Source organism: Elusimicrobiota bacterium, from assembly GCA_040757695.1.
Lineage (GTDB): Bacteria > Elusimicrobiota > UBA8919 > UBA8919 > UBA8919 > JBFLWK01.
The window spans coordinates 17,194-43,287 of the sequence record JBFLWK010000011.1 but is presented as its reverse complement, the minus strand read 5'-3'; the positions used below and the strand labels follow the sequence as shown (position 1 = coordinate 43,287).

At 35.4% G+C, this 26,094-nt stretch carries 28 protein-coding genes; 27 read left to right on the top strand and 1 reads right to left on the bottom strand.

The window, feature by feature from the left end:
* Positions 1-12 precede the first annotated feature (12 nt).
* From AB1349_03580 to AB1349_03535, 10 genes are all read left to right on the top strand, one after another.
* Positions 13-1,344 carry an ArsB/NhaD family transporter gene (locus AB1349_03580; GenBank protein ID MEW6556417.1) on the top strand — a complete coding sequence of 444 codons (1,332 nt, stop codon included), beginning with the start codon at positions 13-15 and terminating at the stop codon, positions 1,342-1,344.
* 4 nt (positions 1,345-1,348) lie between these two features.
* On the top strand, positions 1,349-1,582 hold the full coding sequence (locus tag AB1349_03575; GenBank protein ID MEW6556416.1) for a hypothetical protein: 234 nt from the start codon (positions 1,349-1,351) through the stop codon (positions 1,580-1,582).
* A gap of 70 nt (positions 1,583-1,652) precedes the next feature.
* Complete coding sequence (gene dapB / locus AB1349_03570; GenBank protein ID MEW6556415.1) at positions 1,653-2,426, top strand: 4-hydroxy-tetrahydrodipicolinate reductase; 774 nt, start codon at positions 1,653-1,655, stop codon at positions 2,424-2,426.
* A 10-nt stretch (positions 2,427-2,436) separates the two neighbouring features.
* Positions 2,437-2,904, top strand: coding sequence for an MGMT family protein (locus tag AB1349_03565; protein ID MEW6556414.1), 468 nt, complete (start codon positions 2,437-2,439; stop codon positions 2,902-2,904).
* Positions 2,905-2,908: 4 nt separating this feature from the next.
* A complete protein-coding gene (locus tag AB1349_03560) occupies positions 2,909-3,142 on the top strand; it encodes a winged helix DNA-binding protein (protein ID MEW6556413.1) in 234 nt (77 codons plus the stop codon).
* Positions 3,143-3,207: 65 nt separating this feature from the next.
* Positions 3,208-3,837, top strand: coding sequence for a fumarylacetoacetate hydrolase family protein (locus AB1349_03555; GenBank protein ID MEW6556412.1), 630 nt, complete (start codon positions 3,208-3,210; stop codon positions 3,835-3,837).
* Between the two features lie 2 nt (positions 3,838-3,839).
* Positions 3,840-4,220: a hypothetical protein gene (locus tag AB1349_03550; protein MEW6556411.1), complete on the top strand. Its 381-nt coding sequence runs from the start codon at positions 3,840-3,842 to the stop codon at positions 4,218-4,220.
* A gap of 33 nt (positions 4,221-4,253) precedes the next feature.
* Entirely contained in the window at positions 4,254-4,949 is a 696-nt protein-coding gene (locus tag AB1349_03545) for a ChbG/HpnK family deacetylase (protein MEW6556410.1), read from the top strand.
* Positions 4,950-5,030: 81 nt separating this feature from the next.
* Positions 5,031-6,197, top strand: a complete 1,167-nt coding sequence (locus AB1349_03540; protein MEW6556409.1) for an LL-diaminopimelate aminotransferase — start codon at positions 5,031-5,033, stop codon at positions 6,195-6,197.
* 29 nt (positions 6,198-6,226) lie between these two features.
* Positions 6,227-6,754 (top strand): biotin transporter BioY, encoded by a 528-nt coding sequence (locus AB1349_03535; protein ID MEW6556408.1) that lies wholly within the window; start codon positions 6,227-6,229, stop codon positions 6,752-6,754.
* Positions 6,755-6,836: 82 nt separating this feature from the next.
* On the opposite strand, the gene AB1349_03530 is transcribed toward AB1349_03535, so the two are convergent.
* A complete protein-coding gene (locus AB1349_03530) occupies positions 6,837-8,210 on the bottom strand; it encodes an ATP cone domain-containing protein (GenBank protein ID MEW6556407.1) in 1,374 nt (457 codons plus the stop codon).
* Between the two features lie 84 nt (positions 8,211-8,294).
* On the opposite strand from AB1349_03530, the gene AB1349_03525 reads away from it, so the two are divergent.
* From AB1349_03525 to AB1349_03445, 17 genes are all read left to right on the top strand, one after another.
* The gene (locus AB1349_03525; protein MEW6556406.1) at positions 8,295-9,785 is read left to right on the top strand and encodes a 5'-nucleotidase C-terminal domain-containing protein; all 1,491 of its coding nucleotides are present in this window, start codon (positions 8,295-8,297) and stop codon (positions 9,783-9,785) included.
* A 90-nt stretch (positions 9,786-9,875) separates the two neighbouring features.
* Positions 9,876-10,196: a nucleotidyltransferase domain-containing protein gene (locus tag AB1349_03520; GenBank protein MEW6556405.1), complete on the top strand. Its 321-nt coding sequence runs from the start codon at positions 9,876-9,878 to the stop codon at positions 10,194-10,196.
* Positions 10,186-10,569 (top strand): HEPN domain-containing protein, encoded by a 384-nt coding sequence (locus AB1349_03515; GenBank protein MEW6556404.1) that lies wholly within the window; start codon positions 10,186-10,188, stop codon positions 10,567-10,569. Before AB1349_03520 ends, AB1349_03515 begins: the two co-directional genes overlap by 11 nt.
* A 191-nt stretch (positions 10,570-10,760) precedes the next feature.
* Positions 10,761-11,957, top strand: coding sequence for a zinc ribbon domain-containing protein (locus AB1349_03510; protein ID MEW6556403.1), 1,197 nt, complete (start codon positions 10,761-10,763; stop codon positions 11,955-11,957).
* 30 nt (positions 11,958-11,987) lie between these two features.
* A complete protein-coding gene (locus AB1349_03505) occupies positions 11,988-12,518 on the top strand; it encodes a zinc-ribbon domain-containing protein (protein ID MEW6556402.1) in 531 nt (176 codons plus the stop codon).
* Positions 12,519-12,853: 335 nt separating this feature from the next.
* On the top strand, positions 12,854-13,243 hold the full coding sequence (locus AB1349_03500; protein MEW6556401.1) for a hypothetical protein: 390 nt from the start codon (positions 12,854-12,856) through the stop codon (positions 13,241-13,243).
* A gap of 200 nt (positions 13,244-13,443) precedes the next feature.
* The gene (nikR, locus tag AB1349_03495) at positions 13,444-13,857 is read left to right on the top strand and encodes a nickel-responsive transcriptional regulator NikR (GenBank protein MEW6556400.1); all 414 of its coding nucleotides are present in this window, start codon (positions 13,444-13,446) and stop codon (positions 13,855-13,857) included.
* 72 nt (positions 13,858-13,929) lie between these two features.
* The gene (locus AB1349_03490; protein MEW6556399.1) at positions 13,930-15,849 is read left to right on the top strand and encodes a magnesium chelatase subunit D family protein; all 1,920 of its coding nucleotides are present in this window, start codon (positions 13,930-13,932) and stop codon (positions 15,847-15,849) included.
* Positions 15,846-19,616 carry a magnesium chelatase subunit H gene (gene bchH, locus AB1349_03485; protein ID MEW6556398.1) on the top strand — a complete coding sequence of 1,257 codons (3,771 nt, stop codon included), beginning with the start codon at positions 15,846-15,848 and terminating at the stop codon, positions 19,614-19,616. The genes AB1349_03490 and bchH overlap by 4 nt, the downstream gene beginning before the upstream one ends.
* 85 nt (positions 19,617-19,701) lie before the next feature.
* On the top strand, positions 19,702-20,376 hold the full coding sequence (locus AB1349_03480) for an N-glycosylase/DNA lyase (protein ID MEW6556397.1): 675 nt from the start codon (positions 19,702-19,704) through the stop codon (positions 20,374-20,376).
* 538 nt (positions 20,377-20,914) lie between these two features.
* Positions 20,915-21,892: an ATP-dependent 6-phosphofructokinase gene (locus AB1349_03475; GenBank protein ID MEW6556396.1), complete on the top strand. Its 978-nt coding sequence runs from the start codon at positions 20,915-20,917 to the stop codon at positions 21,890-21,892.
* 49 nt (positions 21,893-21,941) lie between these two features.
* Positions 21,942-22,493: a nucleotidyl transferase AbiEii/AbiGii toxin family protein gene (locus tag AB1349_03470; protein MEW6556395.1), complete on the top strand. Its 552-nt coding sequence runs from the start codon at positions 21,942-21,944 to the stop codon at positions 22,491-22,493.
* Positions 22,474-22,674: a hypothetical protein gene (locus AB1349_03465; GenBank protein ID MEW6556394.1), complete on the top strand. Its 201-nt coding sequence runs from the start codon at positions 22,474-22,476 to the stop codon at positions 22,672-22,674. The genes AB1349_03470 and AB1349_03465 overlap by 20 nt, the downstream gene beginning before the upstream one ends.
* Before the next feature lie 13 nt (positions 22,675-22,687).
* Positions 22,688-24,172: a pyridoxal-phosphate dependent enzyme gene (locus AB1349_03460; GenBank protein ID MEW6556393.1), complete on the top strand. Its 1,485-nt coding sequence runs from the start codon at positions 22,688-22,690 to the stop codon at positions 24,170-24,172.
* Between the two features lie 59 nt (positions 24,173-24,231).
* Positions 24,232-25,350, top strand: coding sequence for a YgeY family selenium metabolism-linked hydrolase (locus AB1349_03455; GenBank protein ID MEW6556392.1), 1,119 nt, complete (start codon positions 24,232-24,234; stop codon positions 25,348-25,350).
* Positions 25,351-25,354: 4 nt separating this feature from the next.
* Complete coding sequence (locus AB1349_03450) at positions 25,355-25,738, top strand: nucleotidyltransferase domain-containing protein (GenBank protein MEW6556391.1); 384 nt, start codon at positions 25,355-25,357, stop codon at positions 25,736-25,738.
* Positions 25,690-26,094 (top strand): HEPN domain-containing protein, encoded by a 405-nt coding sequence (locus AB1349_03445; GenBank protein MEW6556390.1) that lies wholly within the window; start codon positions 25,690-25,692, stop codon positions 26,092-26,094. The genes AB1349_03450 and AB1349_03445 overlap by 49 nt, the downstream gene beginning before the upstream one ends.

The following is a 26,094-nucleotide window of genomic DNA, read 5'->3' as shown; positions in this document are numbered from 1 at the left end:
ATTCCTATAACTATGACACAAATTCTGTCAGTTATAATTTTTTTGGCGATGTTTGTTTCAATAATGCTGGAAAAATGGCATAGGTATATTTCTGCACTTGTTGGCGCGGTTCTTACAATAATTTTTGTTTTAAGAACACCAGATGCAATACTATGGGTTTTGAACTTAAAAGAGATTTTTCAGTCATCTTTCTGGATAACAAAAGGAATAAAAGAAGAGGTCTCACACGGTATCAACTGGCAGACAATCATTTTTATTGCCGGGATGATGACAATGATAGAAGGACTCACACGGGTCGGATTTTTCAGATGGCTCTGCCTTTATGTTGCCAAACTTGTGAAATATAAAGTAATCCCGATTTTTATTGCATTTATGTTACTTTCTGGTTTTCTATCAATGTTTATTGATAGCATCACCGTTTTGCTTTTTCTGTCGTCGGTAACAATAGAACTTGCGAAACTCTTAAAATTTGACCCGATACCTGTGATTATTGCCGAGATTTTTGCTGCCAATACCGGCGGTAGTGCTACAATGTGTGGCGACCCGCCTAATATTATTATTGGAACGGCATTTGGATTTTCATTTTTTGATTTCTTAAAAAATACAGGTTTAGTTGCCTGGATTGGTATGTTTTTTACACTCGGATTTTTTTATCTCGTATTTAAAAAGGAATTAGTAGCCAACGACAAAACACAACCTGATAAATATCCTGAGCCTAAAGAAGCAGTTGCACATCAACAATTATTTGTAATTTATTCAATCGTTTTCCTTTTTGTAGTAATTTTGCTTGTTACTCATGGCTGGACGGGACTTTCAGTCGCACTTATTGGTGTTATCGCCGCATTTTTGACATTGGCTTGTGCGTATAAATCACATCAGAAAATTATCAGACGGATTGATTGGAGAACACTTCTGTTTTTTGTTGGGTTGTTTATTTGTGTTGGTGGACTTGAATATACCGGTGTGCTTGAAAAACTTGCACATTGGATAGGAGAAATTTCAAAAGGGAATGCATTTGTGATTGTTTCAATAATTTTGTGGACTTCTGCTTTCGCATCCGCAATAGTTGATAATATACCATTTGCTGCTACAATGGTGCCGGTTGTGTTCAATCTTTCTAAAACTGGAATCTCATTAGAAACATTGAGTTGGTCGCTTGCCTTAGGAACTGATATTGGTGGTAATGGAACGCCAATTGGTGCGTCTGCTAATGTTGTAGGGATTGCAATTGCAGAGAAAAAGGGCTACAAAGTCGGCTGGCCAAGATATTGTAAATTTGCACTTCCTGCAATGGTTATAGTTGTGGCAATCTGTAATCTGTATTTGTATTTAAGATATTTTTAGTACTATGAACGATAAAATATCAGATTTGCAAAGGAAAATACTTGCTTTTATTAACAATTCAGTAAAAAAGCGAGGATTCCCACCAACAGTTAGAGAGATAGCAAAATATTTTAAGTTTGCTTCAAGGAATACTGCACACTATCATATCAAAATACTTAGAGAAAAAGGTTGTTTAAAATTCAGGATGGGTTCTTGCAATAGAAGAGTGTCACGCGGATTAAAAATCAAACACAAGTAGAACATTTGTCCTATAAATTTTGTCGTCACTAATTAGGACATCTGTCCTATAAGTTTCAGATGGAGAGGTTATGTTAAAACTTACAGTTTGTGGTGCTTGTGGAAAAATGGGTAAAATGATAATTGATAGAATTCTTACTGATAATGAATTAAAACTTGTAGGTGCAGTAGAAAAAAAAGGGCATCCTTTTATAGAGCAAATGATCAATAAAATAAAAATTACAGATAATATAGAAACTGTTATCAAAAACACAGATGTTGTGATTGATTTTACAAATCCAGAAGCGACACTTGAACATTTGGGAATTGCCATAAGAAATGTAGTGGCAGGGTCTTGCCCTGCTTTCGTGATTGGAACTACCGGTATTTCCGAAAAAGGTCTTGAAAAAATAAAAGAAGTATCAAACACTTGCGCAATAGTTTTTTCGCCCAATATGTCGGCTGGTGTGAATCTTTTATTTAAACTTGTTGATGAAGTAGCAGGTGTATTGTCAAATTACGATGTAGAAATAGTTGAAGCACATCATAACCAAAAAAAGGATGCACCATCAGGCACAGCAGTAAAAATTGCAGATATTATTTCAGGTAAACTTAAACTATCAAAAATTTATGGAAGAACCGGTATTACAGGTCCAAGAAAAAAAGAAATTGGTATTCATGCAGTCCGAGCAGGTGATATTGTCGGTGAGCATACAGTAATTTTTGCTGGATCCGGTGAACGATTAGAACTAATTCATCGTGCGCATTCGCGTGAAACATTCGCCGCAGGGGCGGTTAAAGCTGCAAAATGGATTTTCAGCAAAAAACCAGGACTTTACAGTATGCAAGATGTTTTAGGATTATAGGGAGGCAAAGATGGGTAAAAAAACTTGGCAGGAGAAATTACATGACTCTAAAGATTTACCAAAAGTGGTAAAAATTCCAGAAAAAATGAGCAAAAGATGGGGCAATGGCACAATTGTTATTCCTGCACCAATAGAAGTGGATGAGATTATGAATAAAGTTCCGTTCGGCAAATTTATTACAATAAATCAAATTCGCGAAATACTTGCTAAAAAACATCATGCTACGATTGGTTGTCCAATAACTACAGGAATTTTTGCAAAAATTTCTGCACATGCTGCTGAAGAAATGAAAGCTCAATGGAAAAAAGATATTACTCCTTACTGGCGAACATTGAAATCAAATGGAGAACTTAACGAGAAATATCCTGGTGGTATCGTCTCTCAAAAAAAACTTTTAGAAAAAGAAGGACATAAAATAATCCAAAAAGGCAAAAAATATATCGTTGCCAATTTTGAAAACTGGTTGGTTAAGTTTTAAGGTTATGGAAAAATACTTAACAAAAGTAGAAAAGAAAATACTTTCTTTTATAAATAATTCAATAAAAAAACGAGGTTTTCCACCAACAGAAAGAGAAATATGTAAGTATTTTAAGTTTTCTTCCAGAAACACAGCACATTACTATATCAGACAACTTAAAGAAAAAGGGCATTTAAAATTCAGAATTGGTTCTTGTAATAAACGAGTAGCCCGCGGCTTAAAAATAAGAATTCGGTAATATAGAGCACTTGCTCTATACACCGACGAGAAAACATATAGAGCAAGTGCTCTGTAATGTATAAAATGAGAATTTATAAATTTGAAAAAATTCCAGAAAAAATTATTGCAGTTGGGCTAAATTATATTGAGCATGCGAAAGAACTCAACATGAGAATTCCCGCTGAGCCAGTCATTTTTCTAAAACCACCGTCGGCAGTAATTTTCAACAACCAAAAAATTGTATATCCGAAAATGGCAAAACAGGTTGATTATGAAGCCGAACTTGCAGTTGTGATTGGAAAACAGTGCAAAAATGTTTCAGTGAAAAATGCAAAAAAATATATTCTTGGATATACCTGTTTCAATGATGTAACAGCACGGGATTTGCAGAAAAAAGACGGGCAGTGGACACGAGCAAAATCGTTTGATACTTTTTGTCCGGTGGGTCCGCATATCGTTTCCGGCATAAATCCGCATAATCTGAAAATTGAACTTTTTTTGAATGGAAAATTGAAACAATCTTCAAACACCAAGAATCTAATTTTTAAAATTCCCAAGCTTATCTCGTTTGTTTCAAAAATTATGACACTTGAAAAATATAATATAATAGCAACTGGGACACCTGTTGGTGTAGGACCTGTTAAAATTGGTGATAGAATAGATGTAAAAATAGAAAAAATTGGCACACTTACGAATTATGTCGTTAAGGAGTGATTATGCTGAAAAAAATCTGGTTGTGGTTTTGCGATGTTTTTTCCGATGAAGAAAACCCTGACGAACCGATTTACGAGCCTGTGCACATCGCATCAATGATTGTGCTCACACTTTTCGGGATTTCAATTCTATACTGGCTTTTCTGGTCGCTGCTCGTCTATAAAGGCGGACTTGTCAGCAAAATAATCCCGTTTTTAAGTGTCATTTTTACATCTAAAACACTTGCTAGTTTTGGCTACGAAGGTTATCCTTACGAGATGGGTATCTTTGAAGGTTGGATAACAAATGTTGTTGCACTTCTGTTTTTGTGCCTGTTAGTCTGGCGTATTGTGAAAATTGTTAAAGGAGAACAGCCACAGAGCGCACGGAATCCACGGGATTAGACAAGAGGTTAATATAAATGGAGGGATAGCGGAGTGAAAAAACTTATTGTTAATGCTGATGATTTTGGTTATTCTGATGGGATAAATCGCGGGATAGTATATGCATATCAGAAAGGGGTAGTTACAAGCACAAGTTTGTTTGTTAATAAACCATTTACTGACGATGCTGTCCGATATGCAAAAGAAAACCAGAATTTAGGGGTTGGGATTCATTTAGATTTAGACGATTTTTTTGAAGTCGACCACAAACAAGGCAGAATTGTGGAACTAAAAAATCCGCAGCAGAACCTTGATGAACTCAAAACTGAAATCAGAAACCAGATTGAAAAATACCTTTCGTTTTCGTTACAATGTGACCATTTAGACAGCCATCATCATTCGCATCTTCATCCATTAGTTTTGCCAGCTGCCTGCGAGGTTGCAAGTCAGTATAAAATTCAGAATATAAGATTTTTCAGAAAATTTTATTTGTCACAAGATGAATTTGAAAAACAGAAACAAGTTTTACAGGGTTATAACTTGAAATTTGTTCCACATTTTATTGAGGGCTGGTACTGGGGTAATATTGACGAAAATTATGAAATTGCAGAACTGATGACGCATCCCGGCTACGGTGAATTGTGGCGTGAATTAGAACTTGCACACAGCTGCCAGTATGATTTAAGAACTTATTTATCTACTCAAAATATTCAACTAATAAAATTTTCAGATATGCAAGAGATGATATGATAAATTCTAAACCCGAAGTCCTAAATAATTTCTGTTAGTTTTTCAACTGAAACTATTCATTCATTATATGGAATACAAAAAATGAGATTTGAATTTTCTGAACGATTAAAAAAACTGCCACCATATCTGTTTGTAGAAATTGACAGAAAGAAAAAAGCAGCAATTGAGAAAGGGGTTGATATCATTTCTCTTGGTGTCGGTGACCCGGATTTACCAACGCCGAAGCACATTATTGACGCAATGAAAAATGCTGTTGAGAAACCGAAACATCACCAGTATCCTTTTGGTGCTGGGCTTATTGAGTTTAGAAAAGCAGTGAGTAATTGGTATAAAGCGAGGTTCAATGTTGATCTAAACCCTGATAATGAGATTCATTCTTTAATTGGCTCAAAAGAAGGTATCGGACATATTCATCTTGGATTTGTAAATCCTGGCGATATTGTTTTAGTTCCCGAGCCGGGTTATCCTGTGTATAATTGCGGGACAATTTTTGCAGATGGTCAGTCATGCTTTCTACCACTGACAGAAAAAAACAAATTTTTTCCTGATTTCAAAAAGATTCCTAAAAGAATTGCAAAAAAATCAAAAATACTTTTTATAAATTATCCCAATAATCCTACATCAGCAACAGCGACTTTAGAGTTTTATAGGAAAGTTGTAAAATTTGCAAAAAAATATAATATTATTGTTTGTAGTGATTTAGCATATTCTGAAATTTATTTTGATAACATAAAACCCTACAGCTTTTTTGAAGTAGAAGGTGCAAAAAGTATTGGTGTAGAGTTTCACTCGCTTTCCAAAACATACAATATGACCGGCTGGCGAATAGGCTGGGTTTGTGGGAATGCTGAAATAATTGCTTGGCTTGCAAAAGTAAAAGACAATTATGACTCTGGTGTGTTTGGTGCTGTACAAGAAGCAGGTGTTGTTGCGTTGACATCCTCACAAAATTGTGTAGAAGAGATGCGAAAAATTTATCAAAAAAGGCGAGATATATTTGTTGATGGTTTAAATAAACTTGGCTGGGCTATTAAAAAACCATCTGCGACATTTTATATCTGGGCAAAAGTGCCAAACGGTTATACATCCGTTGACACAGTTAACAAACTTTTGGATGAAGCGGGAATTGTCTGCACACCGGGTAATGGTCTGGGGCCTTCCGGCGAAGGTTATATCCGTTTCGCCCTGACAGTCCCTGAATCCCGTCTTAAACTCGCGGTTGACCGCATCTCCAAAATTAAGTGGTAAGATATGAAAAATCGGAAGGAGAGAAAAAAATGAGCAGTATGGTTCTTAACAGGGTGATTGTTCGGGATGAAAAAATCGAGAAAGTTATCTGGGTTTCGTTTTTTGTGTTGGCGACTGCGTTTGGAGCTTATGCAAGAATTCCATTGCCTTTTACACCGGTACCTTTGACTTTGCAGACATTTTTTGTTTTGTTAAGTGGTGCAATGCTTGGCAAAAAATATGGAGGGCTTTCTCAATTTCTGTACTTTTTGCTCGGTGGGTTAGGACTACCGTTTTTTACAAGTAGCGGTGCTTTATGGGGTCCTACTGGCGGCTATATTATCGGTTTTGTTATCGCAAGTTGGTTTGTTGGTTTTACGATTGAGAAAAAATGGAAAGTTTTCTATTCGCTGCTCGTCGCTGATTTAATTATTCTTACCTGTGGTGCAATCAATCTTTCTCGTTTTGTTGGAGGGCTTAAAAATGCAATAGTTTTGGGTGTGTTTCCGTTTATTGTCGGTGATTTAATGAAAATTCTTGCCACAGTTTCTATTTTAAAATTCTTAAAAAAGAAATAGATTCCTGATAAAACCGCTCTGGAATGACAGCAATACTGTCATCTGTGTAATCTGTGCTTTTAATCTGCGTATATCTGCGGCTTCAATACTTATAACAACTTCCGCCGATAAATTCTCTAACAAGCGAGTTTTTAGGAACAAGTGTTTCATCAAACTCGTCACATTCCTGTAGGACCGTAAAAATCCGTTTTGCTCTAATATAGGCATCGATTTTTTTCGGGTCAGCCTCATATTCTTTGATAATTTGCGGGAATTCTTTCAGCATATATTTTTTGTGTAATGGCAATTCATACGGCATCGCGCCGTTAAAGACAAAATCTACTTTGTTTATAAATGGAACAATGTATTTCATTTCTGCCCGACGGACATAATGCCAATGCCCGACAGTTCGCATTGGATTATAAGCACGATGCCAAATGTCTCTGACCATCCGCCGAAGCATTCTTAAATCAGACCAGCGGACGAATTCATTGTTTTTATCTCTTATCTGGCAGATTGCTTCTATGTAGAATTTGAACTTCATATTATGCGGGATACTTTTTGTCATCTCGTCGTAAAGCCCGTGCAGAGAATCAATCAAAAGAATCTGGTTTGGTTGAAGTTTGAATTCGGTTCTATCTAAAAATCGTTTCCCAATCTTAAAATCATAATAAGGCATTTTGATTGTTTTGCCTTTAAGCAGGTCAAAAAGATGTTGATTAATTAACGGCAAATCCAGTGCTTCAGGCGTCTCAAAATCGTAGTCGCCATATTCGTCTTTTGGATGGTTTTCAAGGTCTTTAAAATAATTGTCAAGATTCAGAAGTACGAAACTAATATTTTTCTTTTGAAGAACCTCACTAATCTTTGTGGTAGTTGTGGTCTTTCCACTTGAAGAAGGGCCTGCTACAATTATCATTCGGATTCTGTCTGTATTTTCAATAATTTTTAGGGCAACTTTTTCTATTTCATCTTGGTAAAGCGATTCTGCATCGTCTATAAGTTGTTTGATTGTCCCGTTTTTTATCTGCAAGTTCAGTTTTTCAATAGTATCACAGTTATGGTCAACATTCCATGTGAAATACTTCCATAAAATCTTGTAAGGTATATTATCCTGAACCTGGATATTTGCTTCCCGACCTTCACGGAGTTGTTTATGTTGTGCCCTATATAAAATATAGGCCTTAGCAGTTGTATAATGGCCATTTTCAACCAGCACCTTTTCGGTTAAATCCTGAATCTCTTCAACAGCCGGTGTAGCGTCTGTCGGATAATTATCATTTATCATCTGAACAACTTTTCTGGCTAACGAATCTGCAAGTTCACAGTCAGCCCCGCCAACTTCTACAGCCGCTCTGAAAATAGCATCTGTAATTTTATCTTTGTTAAATGTAACGATTCGGCCATCACGCTTGATAACTTTTTTGATTTTATAACTTTCAAGTTCTTTTTCAGGGAATAGTTCGTTATTTACCATTGCATAAAAATTATATAAAAAATAAGTCAATTTGTCAATTTTTTAGTTGATTTTTGCTACTTTGTTAAGTAAAATATAAATACTATGAAAAATTTAAGAAAACTAATTGGTATTCTTGTAGTTGCAATTGTAGTTGGCTTGTATTTTTTCTATTCAGTTGAACTGGCTACTACAAAGATTGTTATTTTTCATACTAATGATGTTCACGGGCATATAGAAACAAGTACGGTTCTGTCCAATTTCTTGAAATCACAACAAAAGCCGTATATTTTGCTTGATGCAGGTGATATTTTTCAAGGCACACCGGAAGGCGATTTAACAAATGGCGAGGTTTGTGTAAAAGTAATGAATGAACTTGGATACGATACGCTTACAGTTGGTAATCACGAGTTTGACAAAGGACAGAAGCGGTTAAAAAAACTTGTAGAAATGGCAAACTTTTCAGTATTGGGTGCAAATGTTATTGATAAGAAAACGAAGAATATCGTAAAATGGCTTGAGCCGTATTATATAAAAGAAATTTACGGTGTAAGAATAGGCGTGCTTGGACTGACTACTTCTGCAATGCCGTATATCACGATGCCGGAAGTCCGTCGGGGATTAGAATTCCGGAAAGAAACAGATGTTGCCAAAAATTATATCCCGCTTCTGAAACAAAAATGTGATGTCGTTGTTGCATTAACCCATATTGGACTTGCAAAAGAAGGTGAGTTTGAAGACGATGTTTTTTTAGCCGAAAACACTGATGGTATTGATATTATTATTGGTGGTCATACACATAATTTCTTGAAAAAGCCGATTCTGGTAAAAAATACAATGATTGTTCAAGCAGGTTGCTACGGAAAATGCGTTGGCCAAATAGTAATAAAAATAAGAAAAGGAAAAATCGTCAGTAAAAAATACAAATTGATACCATTAAACAGAAAGAAACTTGGCGAGGACACAGAACTTAAAACGAAAATTGGAAAACTTACCGAGCAAATTTCTGCCAAAATGGAAAGTATTATAGGTTCATCGGCACAGAAACTTTCACATTCTGTAACGGATAAAAACGGCGAAATTCCGCTGGGTAACTGGCAGGCGGATGTATTCAGAAAAATAACGAATTCGGATATCGCTTTCCAGAACGCCGGCGGGATTCGGGCTGACCTGCCAGAAGGTAAAATTACTTTGAGAAACCTCTACGAACTTTCACCGTTTGGCAATACGATTTTTACGATGAAACTTACAGGTTCGCAGATAAAAGAGATTTTAGAAAGTTCCGTCTCCGGCAGGTTCGGGATGCTTCAGGTAGCGGGCTTGAAATTCAAGTATGATAGAAACAGAAAAGCGGCTGATAAAGTTGTTGAGATTACCGTTAGGAACCAGCCGATAAATCCGAAAAAATACTATAAAGTTGCTACCAACTCATTTGTTGCGAAAGGCGGCGACGGATTTGATACATTCAAAAAAGGAAAAGAGATTCGTGATACCGGAATTATAGACAGAGATGCTCAAATTCAATTTGTAAAAAGTTACTCACCGATAAAAGCACAACTTGAAAGCAGGATTGTGAATATCACAAAGGAAAAATAGCCGTCGTTCAGAAGCAAAGTTTTTATCTTGCTTTTTTGCAATCTTTTTTATACAATTAAAAATATAAAAATTGGAGTTGGGAGAAAATTTGTGGGAACGAATACTTGGCAATCTAACTTACAGCAGACAATAAATGACATAATTGGATACGAACCGGAAAAGATTATACTTTATGGTTCTGCAGCAAGAGGCGAATTCACTGAACAGTCAGATATAGATCTTTTAATAATTAAAAAAACTGATAAAGACATATTTGATAGGATTGGCGAAGTGCTAAAATTGTTAAGAAACAATCCTTTACCGGTGGAACCAATTGTGTTGACTCCCGAAGAATTCCAAAAAATGCAATTTGAAGAACGGCTTTTTGCAGAAGTTATATTGAGAGAGGGAAAAATATTATATGAAAAATGATATTCTATCAGCAAGCGATTGGTTAAAAAAAGCAGAACAAGATTTAGCAGTAGCAGAACATTTGTTGAATACAAGTGAATTTTATGCTGATATTTGTTTTCATTGTCAACAAATAGCTGAAAAATCATTAAAAGCATTCTTGGTTTATTATAGAGAAGTGCCAAGAAAAATTCATCCATTAAAGGAATTGCTAAAAGATTGCTTAAAATATGATAATTCCTTAACTGATATAATAGAAAAGTTAGAAACTCTTGATAAACTATACATACCGACCCGATACCCATTTGCTATAGAATTCAGCAAAGATAAAGCAACAGAGGCTATTGAGTCGGCAAGAAAAGTTTTAGAAAAAATTAAAAGTTTAATCAAATAGATTTTGAATAAAATCGTTCTTTGTTTTTTGTACTATTTTTTAACAGTATTTCCTTAAAGAGGAAAAAATCCTCTAACCAGTCAGTAAGGAAATGGCTGTCGCTGATGGGCGACGGTCATTTCTCAGTTTTCCTGACTGGTTACTGAGGGTGAATTTGTCGCCCTTTTTGTTTTCATGGGCAAGGAGTAGTTATGAAAAAATATTTTGTTTTCTGGCTTTTGTTTGTTGTAGGTTCAAATTTCGTTTTTTCACAAAAACCCCCACAACCACAACTTGTTAGTCCACTGGACGGTTCAATCGTTCAGATAACAACACCTACGATGGATTGGGAAGATATAGATGATGCCGACTCGTATACAATTGCAATTTATACTGATGAATTCTGCAGGATAAAAGTACTTAAAAAAACTGATGTATCACCACCATATAAAGTACCTTCTGGTTATCTTGAAAAAGGAAATACATATTTTTGGAGAGTAGCAGTGCAGAAGGGTAATAGATGGAGTGTGCCATCACAATTATGGAGTTTTACAATAGCAGAAGAAAATATTAATGATTTAGAATCAGAAAGAAAAATAATTTGTCCAAATTGTGGTAATAAAAATAAACCAACTGCGAAATATTGTGCATTTTGTGGTGGGCAATTACAAAACTCAGGAGATTATGCTCCTGCCCGAGAAGAACAAATTGAACCATCTCAGATGCAAACATCTTCTAACCCATCTTCTTTAGTCAAAGATACAATTCCAACAAAAGATGAAATACTTCGTCGTACAAATTTTCAAATATACTGGATATTACAAAGTGTAAAAATGGATAGAGTAAATGAATATATTAAAGCTCTTTTTTCTGGAATCACAAAAACTGATGAGTTGACTGAAATCTATGGTTGGGGTGGTGCATTCAAACTTAAACTTTCAGAAACTTATTCAATAAAGCCATATATTGAAAGTATAAAAGGTGGTACAAATTTTGATTTTGAATATGGTTCCTACTATAATAAAGGATATATGGATATCACGGTTAAGGGCATATTGGTTGGTGGTGAATTATTACTTGAATCGGGTGATAAAAAAAGCTCTTTTTATCTTGGAGGCGGACCGGTCAGTGTATCAGGCAATTATGAGGAACAAATTACAATAGGTAGTTTAGTATATAATGACACCTGTAAAGGTTCTGCTATCGGTTTCACGCTGAAAGGTGGATGGGAAGGATACTTAGACGAAAAAGCCAGTATAGGCGGGTTTATAAATTTAGGATATCTATTTGCCAATATTGAAGATCTAACAAATCCGTATGGTCAAAAGGTACTTTTAACAACTAATGTTCCTTTTGAATTAAATTTTTCAGGTCCGACTTTAGATATTGGTCTTGTTTTTAGTTTTTAATTGTGCGGGAAAAAGGAGGTAGATGAGTTTATGGGTTCAATTATTTGTGTTGGTTTTTTAGCAGTTGGTTTGTTGTCTGGATGTGCTGGTATACAAGAAGAGTTTAGTTGGTTTGGCAAACAAGAGGTTTACCAAGAACCACAAAATGGAGTTGTAATGACAATAAAAAATAAAATGTCATATAAAACTCTTTTCGGTGGAGTAAAAAAAGTTAAAATAGCCGGGATTAGAATTGATGGGATGAATGTACAATCTGTTGATGCAAAATTTCCTATACTGTTCGGAGAAGAAAAAAGAATCAAAATAACACCCGGGAGTCACAGGATTACTTTTTTTCTTTCTGATAATTACAAATATAGTGCAGAAGATTATGATATAGATGATGATATAGTGTTTGAATTTACCTGTCCTTTGCCCGGTATTTATAGGATAAGCACTTATACGCCAGTTAAAAAGAAAAAACTGGAATATGATAATGAAGTTATTTATTGTCCTCAATGTGGTTCTAAAAACCCCAAAAACGCAAGATTTTGTGACAAGTGTGGGGCAAAACTTAAATAACAAAAAGCAAGATTATATCTGGGAAAAAAGGAAAAATGGGATAGGTCCTTTTTGGGTCCGTAGATAACACGGAGGTTATTCCCAATCCGATTGGAACTTTATTTATGGATTCCCGTTTACACGGGAATGACATATTGAATTCGGAATGACAATCGGTAACGATAAAATGGCTGGGTTAGAGACAGTCACTCAAGATTTGCCATAAGGGATAGGTACGGTCGGTAAAAGCGAAAATTTTTTTGCAGGGCTTGACACCCTATTGTTTTTTTGCTAAAATAGTATTAGTAATATAAATATATTACTAATGTACAATAAAAATATAGGGGGGTGATGGGATGGACAGAAAACAGGATTTAATGAATGAAATAAGTAAATTAAGGCAAAGGCGGCAATATGCGGAAAGGCGGTGTGAGATGACAGGCAGGATGTTACCGGCCTGTTTAATTTTCCGAGCTCGGGTCAAAGGGCAGAAGGTTCTTCAATCTATAAAAACAATCAGTCCTAACGTAGAATATAAAGATTACGGATATCTTACCTGTTTTTACAAAGGTAGAAATATCTACAAATATGTTCCACAAAACGAGATTGAAAATGTAAAGAAATTAACAGAAGCGTATCGTCTATTTTGTCAGAATATACAACAGGTAAGGGAACTTAATAAACGGATAGTTGAATTGTTAGACCAAATAGGCGAAATCCAAATGGAGGAGATAAAAAAATCCTAAAAAATTCAAAGAAGAATATGGACTTACTGAACCAAAACTTCGGTCGTCGGTAAAAAAAACTTCAGGAGAAAAAATATGATTACGTTCCCAGAAGGAAAAAAACCTTATGGCAAAATTAAAATTAACATTTAATTTGACTTGATTTTTGTTTATTAATATGTTACAATTATAAATAATGTAACACTAACAGGGAATTAAAAATGTCTAAATTGAAACGGTTCAACATTTCACTTGATGATGACCTTGTAACAAAGTTTGATAAAGAGATTGGAGAGAAAAATTATCCTACCAGGTCCAAAGCGATAGGAGATTTAATCAATGAGTATTTTGTCAAAAAGGAATGGATTGAAGGTAAAGAAGTAGCAGGAACAATTACATTGGTTTATAATCACCATAAAAGAGAACTGGTAAATAATTTAACCAATATTCAACACAAGTTTCATGATTTGATTATTTCTTCTCAGCATGTGCATTTAGATGAAGATAATTGTTTAGAGATGGTTGTAGTAAAAGGCAATCCTAAAGAAGTTGAAAACCTGGCTGATAAACTAAAATCTACCAAAGGTGTAAAACACGGTTCTTTAACTATGGCGACAACTGGTAAAGAAATATAGGTAGTATTATTTTTTTGTTTGATAGTAACACGAATTAGAAAAACATAATATCCATAAGGAGTGGAAATAAAAATGCATCATAAACATGTGATTTATCCATTTAGCGCTATTGTAGGACAGGAAAAAATGAAGAAGTCCCTTTTATTGAATGCAATTGATTGGAAGATTGGCGGTGTATTGATAAGAGGCGAAAAGGGAACGGCAAAATCTACAGCAGTAAGGTCACTTGCTGATTTGCTTCCAGAAGTAGAAGTGGTTGCTGATTGCCCCTTCAGTTGTAATCCTCATAATTTGAAAGAGATGTGTAAAACCTGCCAGGAAAGAAAAAAAGCCGGTAAAAGATTACCGATTAAAAAAAGGAAGATGCTTGTGATAGACCTGCCAATCAACGCGACTGAAGATAGGGTAATTGGAGCTTTGAACATTGAAAAGGCTTTAAGGGATGGTATAAGAGCCCTTGAACCAGGGATACTTGCTGAAGCAAACAGAGGGATATTATATATTGATGAGGTTAATTTATTAGATGATCATATTGCTGATGTTCTTTTAGATGCTGCAGCAATGGGAGTGAATGTTGTAGAAAGAGAAGGTATAAGTGTCTATCATCCGTCTAAATTTATTCTTATCGGAACAATGAATCCTGAAGAAGGAGAACTCAGGCCACAGCTTTTAGACAGGTTTGGCTTGAGCGTTAGAGTTGAAAGAATTGAAGATAAAAACCAAAGGATTAAGGTTGTGAAACTCCGTGAAAAATTTGATAGAGAGCATTTCTTGTTTGAAAAAGAATTTGAAAAAGCCCAAGCTGAACTCCGTCAGAAAATATTGCAGGCAAGGAAACTCCTAACGGGTGTTCGTATCTCTGATAAATTTCTATCAATGATAAGTCAGGTATGCATAGATTTTGCTGTAGATGGTTTAAGGGCTGATATTATTACTACTAAGACTGCAAAGGCTATTGCCGCTTTTAATGGAAGAAGAAAAGTAATAGAAGCAGATGTTCTTGAAGCGTTGGAATTTAGCCTTGAACACCGAATGAGGAAGCAACCATTTGAAAAGCCCGAAATTAGTAAGGAAAAACTGAAACAAGCTTTTGGAAAGTCAAGAGAAGCACAAAAAGTGAAACCGGAAGGAAAAAAATCTAGTTTAGAAGCTCAAATCCCAAAAGAAGAGGTTTTTGATATAGGTGCAATCGTAAAGGCAGAAAAGATTCTTGAGAGGAGAAAAGACAAGGTTTATCGGAGATCAATGGGCAGAAGTTCAAAAACACTAACAAAATCAAAACAGGGCAAATACATAAAAGCAAAAATACCTCAGGAAAAAATTAAAGATATTGCCATTGATGCAACAGTTAGAGCTGCTGCTGGCAGGAGCAAAAATGGTGAGTTCAAAATAGAAATGGAAGATATTCGTGAGAAGATAAGAGTAGCCAAAAGTGCATCTTTAATTACCTTTGTTGTAGATGCAAGTGGCTCTATGGGAGCAAAGGAAAGAATGAAGTCAGCAAAAGGAGCTATCCTTTCATTACTTACGGAAGCTTATCGAAAACGGGATAGAGTTGCTATGATTGCTTTCAGAAACGAAGATGCGTATACTTTGCTTCCACCTACAAGAAGTAAAGATCTGGCAGTAAAGCGGCTTAGAGAACTACCCACTGGTGGAAAAACTCCTTTGCCTGCAGGGATTATTAGAGGGATAGAAACAATTAAAAACGAAATTGTCAAAAACGATAATTTAATTCCTATACTGGTGCTGATAACTGACGGCAAAGGAAATGTTTCAACAAAAGGGAATATATTGAGTGAACTCAAAACCTGTGCTGAAGAAATAAAAAAGAGGAATCTGCACACAATCGTTATAGATACAGAATCTGGTTATCCCCGTCTTGGTTTAGCAAAAGAATTTGCCCAGAATTGCGATGCAAAATATTATCATCTTGATGAATTAGAAGCAGAAAAACTTGCAACCATTGTCCGTTCGGAGGTAACCCTATGAAAATAGTAATTGTTTCAGGACATACTGGCTCATTTGTTAAAAATTTACTTATTGCATATGATGAAATTCAAAAAGAATATGGTAATATCTTGGAGCTGAAATATTTCCAGTCTGCTAAGATTGACTTTGAAATTCTTGACGACGAAATAGTAAAAAAAGAAACAAAAGAGGCGGACGTGGTAATCTACACAGCAGGTCAAAGTTTTGGGAAAGCGGGTTTAATATTGTGCGAGGCTTTAAGGAACGAAGATAATATCTTTATCCCTATTGGTGGCGATTTTGATACAATGAAAATGGCAAGAATTGGTTCGTTTCATTTAGGCAGCAAAATAAAAAAAGAAGAGATGGATTTCTTAGAAACAAAGAACTATGTTAGAAGAGGACAGTTTATGAAAAAAGTCATTAGCCGGCTGGGAGGACTTCTACCGATAGGCGCTTTAAGAGATGGAAGAAACTGGACCCAAATAATGGATTATTACAATTATGGAGGAAAAGAAAATTTCAAAAGTTTACTTTTATTACTTTTAGGAGAGTATGGCGGACATAAACATCTACTTAAATATGTGAAAAAACCGATAAAAAATCCTGATATGGCAATCTATCATCCTAAAATCGAAAGAACATTTACAAGTCTAGATGGATTTCTTTCCAAATATTATTTTGATAAAACTAAACCTATTTTGGCTATACTTTATTATGGAAGATGGTTTTACGAAGAATGCTTAGAAACAATAAATTTTTTTCTTGATAAATTAGAGAAAAAAGCAAATATAATTCCTGTATTCTCATCCATTCAGAATGTAGATATGTTCAGGAAACTCCTTACCAGAAAGGGAAAACTGATAAAATTAGATGGAATAATAAATCTTCAATACTGGAGGATGACTGAAGGTTCACCTTTTGCTGGTGGTCAGGATACGATAGAACTCCTCAAGGAACTTAATGTCCCTGTTTTTAATACCAAACCAATGGTAATTCAGGAAATAGATGATTGGTTAAATTCAAAAGAAGGTTTTAATCCACCACAGGTAATATCAGGTATTGCTTTCCCGGAAATTGATGCTTGTGTTGAACCTATTCCTATAAGTGGTCTTTCGAAAGGAAAGTATGAAAAAATTGGTGAAATAAACACAATGCAACCAATTGAAGACCGTATTGAAAGGTTGATAGGAAGAGTATCAAACTGGTTAAAAATAAGAGAAAAACCTAATTCAGAGAAAAAAGTTGCTTTTATAATGTTTAATTATCCACCAGGTGAAGATAATTTGGGATGTGCAGGATACCTTGATACATTTGCCAGTATGGAAAAAATACTGAAAAGATTAAAACAGGAAGGATATAATGTCGGTGAACTTCCAAAGGAGAAACTGCACAAGCTGTTTACTGACTGGGGTATTGTAAATTCTGGTAAATGGATACCAAAGGAAAAATTCAAAGGGAAGTGGTTGAATAGAGATGAATATCAAAGATTATTTGAGAAATTGCCAGAGGAAGCTAAGAAAAAAATGTTCCCTTCGTGGGGAGAATTGCCAGGAAAGATAATGTGTTGGGATAATAATTTATATTTTCCCGGTATAGAACTTGGAAACATATTTATTGGACTTCAGCCGTCAAGAGGAATACATGAAGATCCTGAGAAAGTTTATCATGACAAGGAACTTCCACCCCACCATCAGTATATCGGCTTCTACAGGTGGCTTGAAGAAAAATGGGAAGCAGATATATGTGTACATGTTGGGACACATGGAACATTAGAACTTCTGTTTGGTAAAGAGAATGGGTTAACTGAAAACTGTTACCCGGACATTTTAATCGGCAATATGCCTCATCTGTATATCTATCATATAATAAATGCTCCTTCTGAAGGTACTGTTGCCCATCGGCGTGGTTATGGAATAATGGATACTCACCTGTCTCCCGCTTACGTTCCTTCTGAACTTTATGATGAACTTGCGGACCTTGATGAACTTATCAGAGAATATTATCAAGCAAGAACCCATGATCCAGGAAGGGCAGAAATGGTTTATAAAAAAATATTGGAAGTTGCTCAAAAAGCAAATTTTGAAGGAGGAGATATTGATTCAATTTATGATCAGCTATATATGGCAAAAAGGTCACTTATCCCAAAAGGGCTTCATATCTTTGACGAAAAATATGATGAAGAAGATACTATAAACTTTATTATTTCTGTACTTAGATATGATCGGGGAGAGATAAAATCATTAAACAGAATTCTTGCGGAAAAAAAAGGGCTTGATTATGAATATATCTATAAGAATCCGTCAAAGAAAAGTAATAACAGAACAAATGCAGAAATTTTAGCCGAAATAGATAGTCGGGTTAAAGAAATAGTAGAAAATTTCATTACAATGGGAGTCGGTAAAACATTAAGCAGAATAAAAATTTCTGGTACGAGCCGGGAAGATCTTAAAAATACTTTAGAATTTGCAAAAAAAGTTGTAGATAATTTGAATAAAACAGAAGAGATGAATACTTTATCCAGACTTATGAATGGTGAATATTCAGATGCTGGTTTAGCTGGAGATCCTATAAGAACACCCGAGGTTCTTCCTTTAGGAAGGAATGCTTATGAATTTGAGCCAAATCTTATTCCAACTGATATTGCTTATCAGAGAGGGGCAGAAGTTGCGGAGAATACTATAAAAGAATACTTCAAAAAACATAATAAATATCCTCAAACAGTAAATGTAACTCTCTGGGCCTTTGAAACATCAGAGACTTATGGTGAGACCATTGCTCAGGTATTGAGATATGTAGGGGTGCGGATTAAGAAAAAAGGTATAGTTAAAACTCCCGAAATCATTCCTCTTGAAGAACTTAAAAGACCCAGAATTGATGTTTGTATTACAATTTGTGGTTTTTTCAGAGATATGTTCGGCAATTTAATTACAATGATGGATGATGCTTTCAAGATGGTAGCGGGTCTGGATGAACCGGATGAGATGAATTATGTAAAACTACATTCAAAAGAAATTTTTGAAGATGCAAAAAAAGAGTTTGATGAAAAGACAGCAAAAAAGATATCTCATGCACGAATATATGGTCCTCCTCCTGGAGAATATGCTACCAGGGTAAGACCTTTAATTGAAACTTCTAACTGGGAAAAAGAGGAACAGATTGCTGATGTCTTCATAAAAAGTGTTAATTATGTATATGCAGATAATCTTCATTGTGAAAGAGCAGACAAAATTTATCGAAAACTTCTCTCAAGAGTAGATATTGTCTCTCAAATAAGAAGCCATCATGCATATGAAGTGATTGATTTAGACCATTATTATGAATTTTTTGGCGGCGCATCTAAAGCTGTAGAGGTTGAATCAGGTAAAAAACCTGAGATGTATTATTCCGATTCAACTAAGGAATTTATCCACACAGAATCTGTTGAACAGACGATTCGTCGTGGAGTCAGGACAAGGGTTCTTAATCCAAAATGGATAGATGAGATGCTAAAACATGAATATCACGGTGCTCAGCATATCAAAGATAGAGTGGAATATGTTTTTGCATTTGCTGCTACCACAGGTGCAGTGGATAACTGGATGTTTGATAAAATTGCCGAGCGTTATATTTTTGATGAAGAAATGAGAAAGAGATTAGTTGAGAATAACCGTTGGGCAACTGCTGAGATAATCAATAGACTTTTTGAGGCTAATAAACGCGGTTACTGGGATGCTACTCATGAGCAGCTAGACAAACTTAAACAATCATATCTTGAGATTGAAGGCTGGATAGAAGAGCAACTGTAGACCTCGTTAGATGTTTACTATCTAACAGAGTAAGCGAAGTAGTTCGCAAAATATACCAATTCGGGAGTATAAACGAGTGATAAGAATGGTTAATACATCATTAGTTGTAGAAAGGAACAAAAATATCGTGGGGGAGATAAAAAGGATATTTTCTGCCAAACAAAATGAAATCCGCTTAAGGTTAGGGGATTTTAAGCGTGTTTGGGAAAAAAAAGATGATGAGATTTTTAATGAGTTGGTCTTTTGCCTGTTAACACCACAATCAAAAGCAAGAACTTGTTGGGATGTGGTGGTCAATCTTAACAAAAAAGGTTTGTTATGGAATGGAGATATAAACCACATTAGAAACGAATTAGTAGGTGTTCGATTTAAAAACAAAAAGGCTTTGTATATCGTTGAGGCAAGGAAACTTTTTTCAAACAATGGCAAAATCGTTATCAAATCCAAACTTAAACTATTCAATGACACTTACAAGCTCAGAGAGTGGTTAGTCCGGAATGTAAAAGGATTAGGTTTCAAAGAAGCAAGTCATTTTCTAAGAAACATTGGATTAGGCAAAAATATGGCAATTCTTGATAGACATATATTAAAGAACTTATATTTACTCGGCGTAATAGATGAAGTTCCGAATTCCTTATCCAAGAAAAGATATTTTGAAATAGAGAATAAGATGATGAAATTCGCAAGTGAAATAAATATACCAATGAACTATCTTGATTTACTGTTATGGTATAAAGAAACGGGAGATATATTTAAATGAAAGTATGTATGAAAACTACAAACCACAAAGCCACAAAAACACAAAGAGACGGCTTAGAGTTAGAAAATAAGATATCAGAAAAAATAATAAAGTGTGCTTATAGAAAATGCGAAATGGTGTCAGTCCGAAATGGTGGAAATGGTGTCAGGTGGAAATGGTGCCAGTGGGGAAATGGGGGGAAATGGTGCCAAAATGGTGCCCAAAATGGTGCCAGGCCCAAAATGGCAAAATGGTGGAAAATGGTGCCAGACTTGAAATAGGAAAATGGTGCCAGACTTGAAATTTTCAAACTTGTTTGACAATGATAATAGATTCCGTAGCAAGATGAAATGACACACTGATTCTCGGAATGGAAAAAGGGAAAAAGGAAAAAGGGGACGGTCCCTTTTTCCTTTTAGATTCTGTGTCAAACATGGAATGACAATTTGTGTGAGATTGCCACAGCCGATAAAATCGGCTTCGCAATGACAACAAAAAATGGCTGGGCGTATGACAGTCATTTTTTTATTGCCTTTTTCTGAAAAATTTTGTAGAATAAATATCGTATGGGATTATCAGGAAAAAAATTGCGATTGTTACACCCGGTGGTGATGCGCCAGGAATGAATGCATGTATAAGAGCGGTTGTCCGTCGGGCTATTTCGTCCGGGTTTGAAGTTTTCGGTGTGATGAACGGCTATCAGGGGCTTATAGATGAGAGTATTTTTAAGATGAACCTGCGTTCTGTTAGCGGAATAATTCAACATGGCGGTACAATCCTGAAAAGTTCAAGATGTGCAGAAATAAAAACTCCGACTGGTTTAGCAAAAGCAATAAAGGCGCTTAAAAAAAACAAAATTGATTATCTTGTTGTAATTGGTGGTGATGGTTCAATCAAAGCAGCTGAAAAGATTTCTCATTTTGGTATCTCTGTTATCTGTATTCCTGCAAGTATAGATAACGATGTTTTTGCGACCGATGAGACAATCGGGTTTGATACTGCGATAGATACAGCAGTGGATGCAATTGATAAAATCCGTGATACAGCAACCAGTTTTGACCGTGTGTTTATTGTTGAGGTGATGGGTCGTGAACATGGTTTTCTGGCGTTAGAGGTGGGTCTTGCCAGTGGTGCAGAGTTTGTTTTTATTCCAGAAATAAAATACGATATCAAAAAAGTATGTGAACAACTCAAAACAGACCAGCAGAAAAAAAAGACATCTGTAATAATTGTATTCGCTGAAGGTTGTGGTGATGCCAGAAAGATTGCGAAGCAGATTTTTGATTACACAGGGATTGATGTAAAGGTAAGTAATCTTGGATATATTCAGCGTGGTGGCAATCCATCGGCGAGAAGCAGAAATCTTGCGAGCCGTTTCGGGAGTTTTGCAGTTGACCTTATTCTGCAGGGCAAAAAAAACAGGGCTGTTGTTATCCAAAACAGCAATATAAAATCTATCCCTGTAAAAGAAGTAACCTATGCTGAAAAAGAAATAGATAAAAAAACATTGCAACTTATAGCGGCGTTGGCAGTATAAACGAAGAGTGTTGACCGGGAATTGAAACGAATTATAAAGATGGGTTTGTATGGACTTCAAAAAGGTTTTTGAGATATTAATTACTGAATTCCAGAAAAACAAAATTGAGTTTGTATTGATTGGCGGACATGCTTTGAGTTTTGCCGGTCTTGAACGGACAACGGTTGATATTGATTTTGCAGTATTATTGGAACAAGCGGATATTGTTGATGATATTATGAGAAAATATGGCTATCGTGCTGCTCATAAAACGCAAGATGTGGCAAATTATTTATCTCAACTTGCCGAACTCGGTCAGGTAGATTTTTTGTTTGCTCATAGAAAATATGCATTAGAGATATTGAAAAGAGCAGAATTAAGAAACATTTTCAGGTTCAAAATAAAAGTCGCAAAACCAGAAGATTTAATTGGATTAAAAGTTCAATCAAGTTCCAACGACCCGCAAAGATACCATAAAGACATGGCAGATATAGAAGGTATTATCACAGCGAATCTCAAAAAGTTAGATTTAGAACTCGTGAGAGAATATTTCAAATTATTTGAAAGAGAAAAAGAACTTGATGAAATTTTGGAGAAAACAAATGAACCTTTCGGAAGTTGAAAAAAAAGAAATGCTTGAAGACGGAAAAAATAAAGAACGAATGTTAAATTTCCGGGAATGCCGGCGTATTCATAAAGAAATGTCGTTTGAAGAATACATAAATTGGCTTCAAGCGATACAAGAAATTTATCAGGTATATCCACAACGAAAATTTGTCGTCTATAAAAATGTAAGAATTTGAAAAGGGGGGAGTTATGACAAAACTGAATGTGAATGAGAAGGTGTTGGAAAAAACGGTTCAAAGATGCAGGGATAGGGGGATTATAATTCCGACTTTTGAGCAACAGAAAGACCCGACGAAAATACCGGAAAAAATAAAGGCAAAACTGAAAAATATAGGTCTCTGGGATGTTAATCCGTTAAATCTTTTCAGGATTACTTGGAAAAATAATCCGAAAGAAAATGGTGGAGACGGTTTGTTTCACGGTGTGAATTATATTGAAATGCCGACAGAACTTACCGGTGTTAAGGCAAAAATTATCGGGCTTGTTGGTAAATGGTTCCCAACGGGCGCACATAAAGTTGGTGCTGCATTTGGTTGTCTTGTGCCACGGCTTGTAACTGGCGAGTTTGACCCAACCACACAGAAAGCGGTCTGGCCGTCAACAGGAAATTACTGTCGTGGTGGTGCGTTTGATTGTGCGCTTCTTGCTTGTGATGCAATTGCAATTCTGCCCGAAGAAATGAGCAAAGAAAGGTTTGAATGGCTTAGAGAAATCGGAACGAAAGAAATTTTTGCAACACCGGGATGCGAATCAAATGTGAAGGAGATTTACGACAAATGCTGGGAACTTCGTAAAGAACGTGGTAACAAGATTGTTATATTTAATCAGTTTGATGAGTTCGGGAATACCTGCTGGCATTATGAAATAACCGGCGCTGCGATTGAAGAGATTTTTAATCAATTAAAAATTAAAAATGCAAAATTAAAAATGAGTGGATATATTTCCGCAACGGGTTCTGCAGGAACTATAGGTGCAGGTGAATATTTGCGAAAAAAATTTCCATTGATAAAAATTGCAGCAACCGAAGCGCTTCAATGTCCCACACTTTATCTCAACGGTTTTGGTGGGCACAGGATTGAAGGTATTGGCGACAAGCATGTCCCGTGGATACATAATGTCCGAAACACGAACAATGTAGTTGCGATTGATGATGAAAACACTATGCGGCTTTTGAGATTATTCAATGAAGAGGCAGGAAAAAAACTGCTTGAAAAAGAAGGTGTGAAAAAAGAGTTAATAGAAAAACTTCCAATTCTTGGGATTTCAAGTATATGTAATCTTCTCGCGTCAATTAAAATTGCGAAGTATTATGAGTTTAGTGAAAATGATGTTGTTTTCACAATACTCACTGACTCATCAGATATGTATAAATCACGGCTTAAAGAACTTGAGGACGAGAGAGGAAAATACAGCGAGAAGGATGCGATTACTGATTTTGAAAGATATTTACAGGGCGTTGGGATTGACTGGGTAAAGGAACTTTCTTACCGGGACCAGAAGGCGCTGCACAACTTGAAATATTTCACCTGGGTTGAACAACAGGGCAAAACAGTGGATGAAATAAATGCCCTGTGGAATCCAGAATTCTGGGATGAGGTTTTTGCTCAAATTCCCGTCTGGGATAAACTAATTGAAGAGTTTAATAAGAAAACAGGTCTGTTAGCAAAACTATAAATTGGTCCTGAGTTTTATTGTCAGAAATATCTAACAATTGTTAAAGAGAGTCATTTTTTATGAATAAATTTGAAAATAATTGCTTTAAGTTTTTGCTAAAAATTATCTCAACAAAAAGTTTATCAAAACGGGAGCAATCGGTTTCTGAAATTGTGGCGAAAGAAATGCGCGACTTGAATTACGACGATGTAAAAATTGATAAACTCGGAAATGTTATCGGTAGGATTGGAAACGGCAGAAAAAAAATTTTGTATGATGCCCATATTGATACCGTCGGTATTTCTGATATAGAACAGTGGAAAACAGACCCATTCAAAGCAGTATATAAAAACGGGATTGTTTATGGACGGGGCGCCTGTGATGACAAGGGTTGCGTTGCCGCTATGGTTTATGCAGGTGGGTTGATAAAAAAGCGGCGTGATTTTACGCTTTATGTTTCTTGTTCCGTTCAGGAAGAGGTTGCGGAGGGCTACGGGATAAATTATCTTCTGAAACATTTGAAATTCAGACCGGATTGTGTAATAATTGGTGAGCCGTCAAACTTAAAAATTGTAAGAGGACACAAAGGCAGAGCAGAAATAAAAATCACCGTCTCTGGTAAATCAGCACATGCAAGTATTCCTGAAAAAGGAGAGAATGCGATTTACAAAACAATACCACTCATAAAAGCAATTGATTTGCTGAATAAAAAATATAAAATGAATTCTCCACTTGGCAGGCCAGTAATTTCTGTCACACAAATTGAGACGAAAAATGCGTCAATAAATACTATCCCTGATAACTGCTCAGTTTATATTGATAGAAGAACCGTTGAAAATGAGACAAAAAGACAGATTGAGATTGAGATTAAAAAAGTATGTGGCACATCAGTAAAAATTGAGTATCTTAAAAAATTTTTTAATGCCTGGCTTTTGCCAAAAGAAAATTATTTAGTTGAATCGGCGATTAGAACATTTGGGAAGGCATATAAAAAATCTGCTGATGTTATACTCTGGCCTTTCTGCACGAATGGGTCATTTACAATGGGAGAAAGAAAAATACCGACTATTGGTTTTGGACCCGGAGAACCGAAATATGCACATATCGCAAATGAACAGATAAGGTTTTCTGATGTTTTGTCTGCAATAAAGTTTTATTCCATTTTTCCATTGACTTTTTCAGAAAAAAAAATAAAATAGTAACATGGCGTGGCTAACTAAAATAGAAAAGAAAGCATTAGTAGAATTCATAAACAAATTAACACAAGAGTTTTGTAATTACCTAAAATTTGTTATTCTCTATGGTTCAAAAGCACGCGGTGACAGACATAGAGAATCAGATGTAGATTTACTTATAGTAATGAATAAGGTTGATAAAAAAATTTGGGATAAAATTGTTGATTTGGAATTGGAAACTGGTGATAAATATGATTACAAATCGCATCTGTCTATACATCCGATGACTGTTAAAGAATACAACTGGATGCAGCATCGTCAATTGCCATTTATACTTAATGTAAATCAAGAAGGAATAATCCTGTGGAAATACGGAAAGAAAACAAAGTCGCTAACTCAAATCATTACTTGAACTCTGCGCAAGTAAGATTGGAAGAATCAAAAACGCTTCTAAATACTGGGTTATATGGTGGTTCTATTTCACGCTCTTATTATGCCATGCTTGATGCTGCAACCGCTGCGCTGCTTGCTAAAAACATTATTTGTCAGTCACACGCAGGTGTAATAGATAAATTCAGTTTATATTTTATCAAACCTGGTATTATAGATAAGAAACATATTAGATTATTTAAGAATATAAAAAAGTATAGAGAAGATGCAGACTACAAACATAAAATAATATCCACAAAAGAAGTTGCAGAAAAAAGTTTATCGGTAGCAGAAGAGTTTGTTAACCTGATAAAAGAATTTATACCAAAATTATTGTGA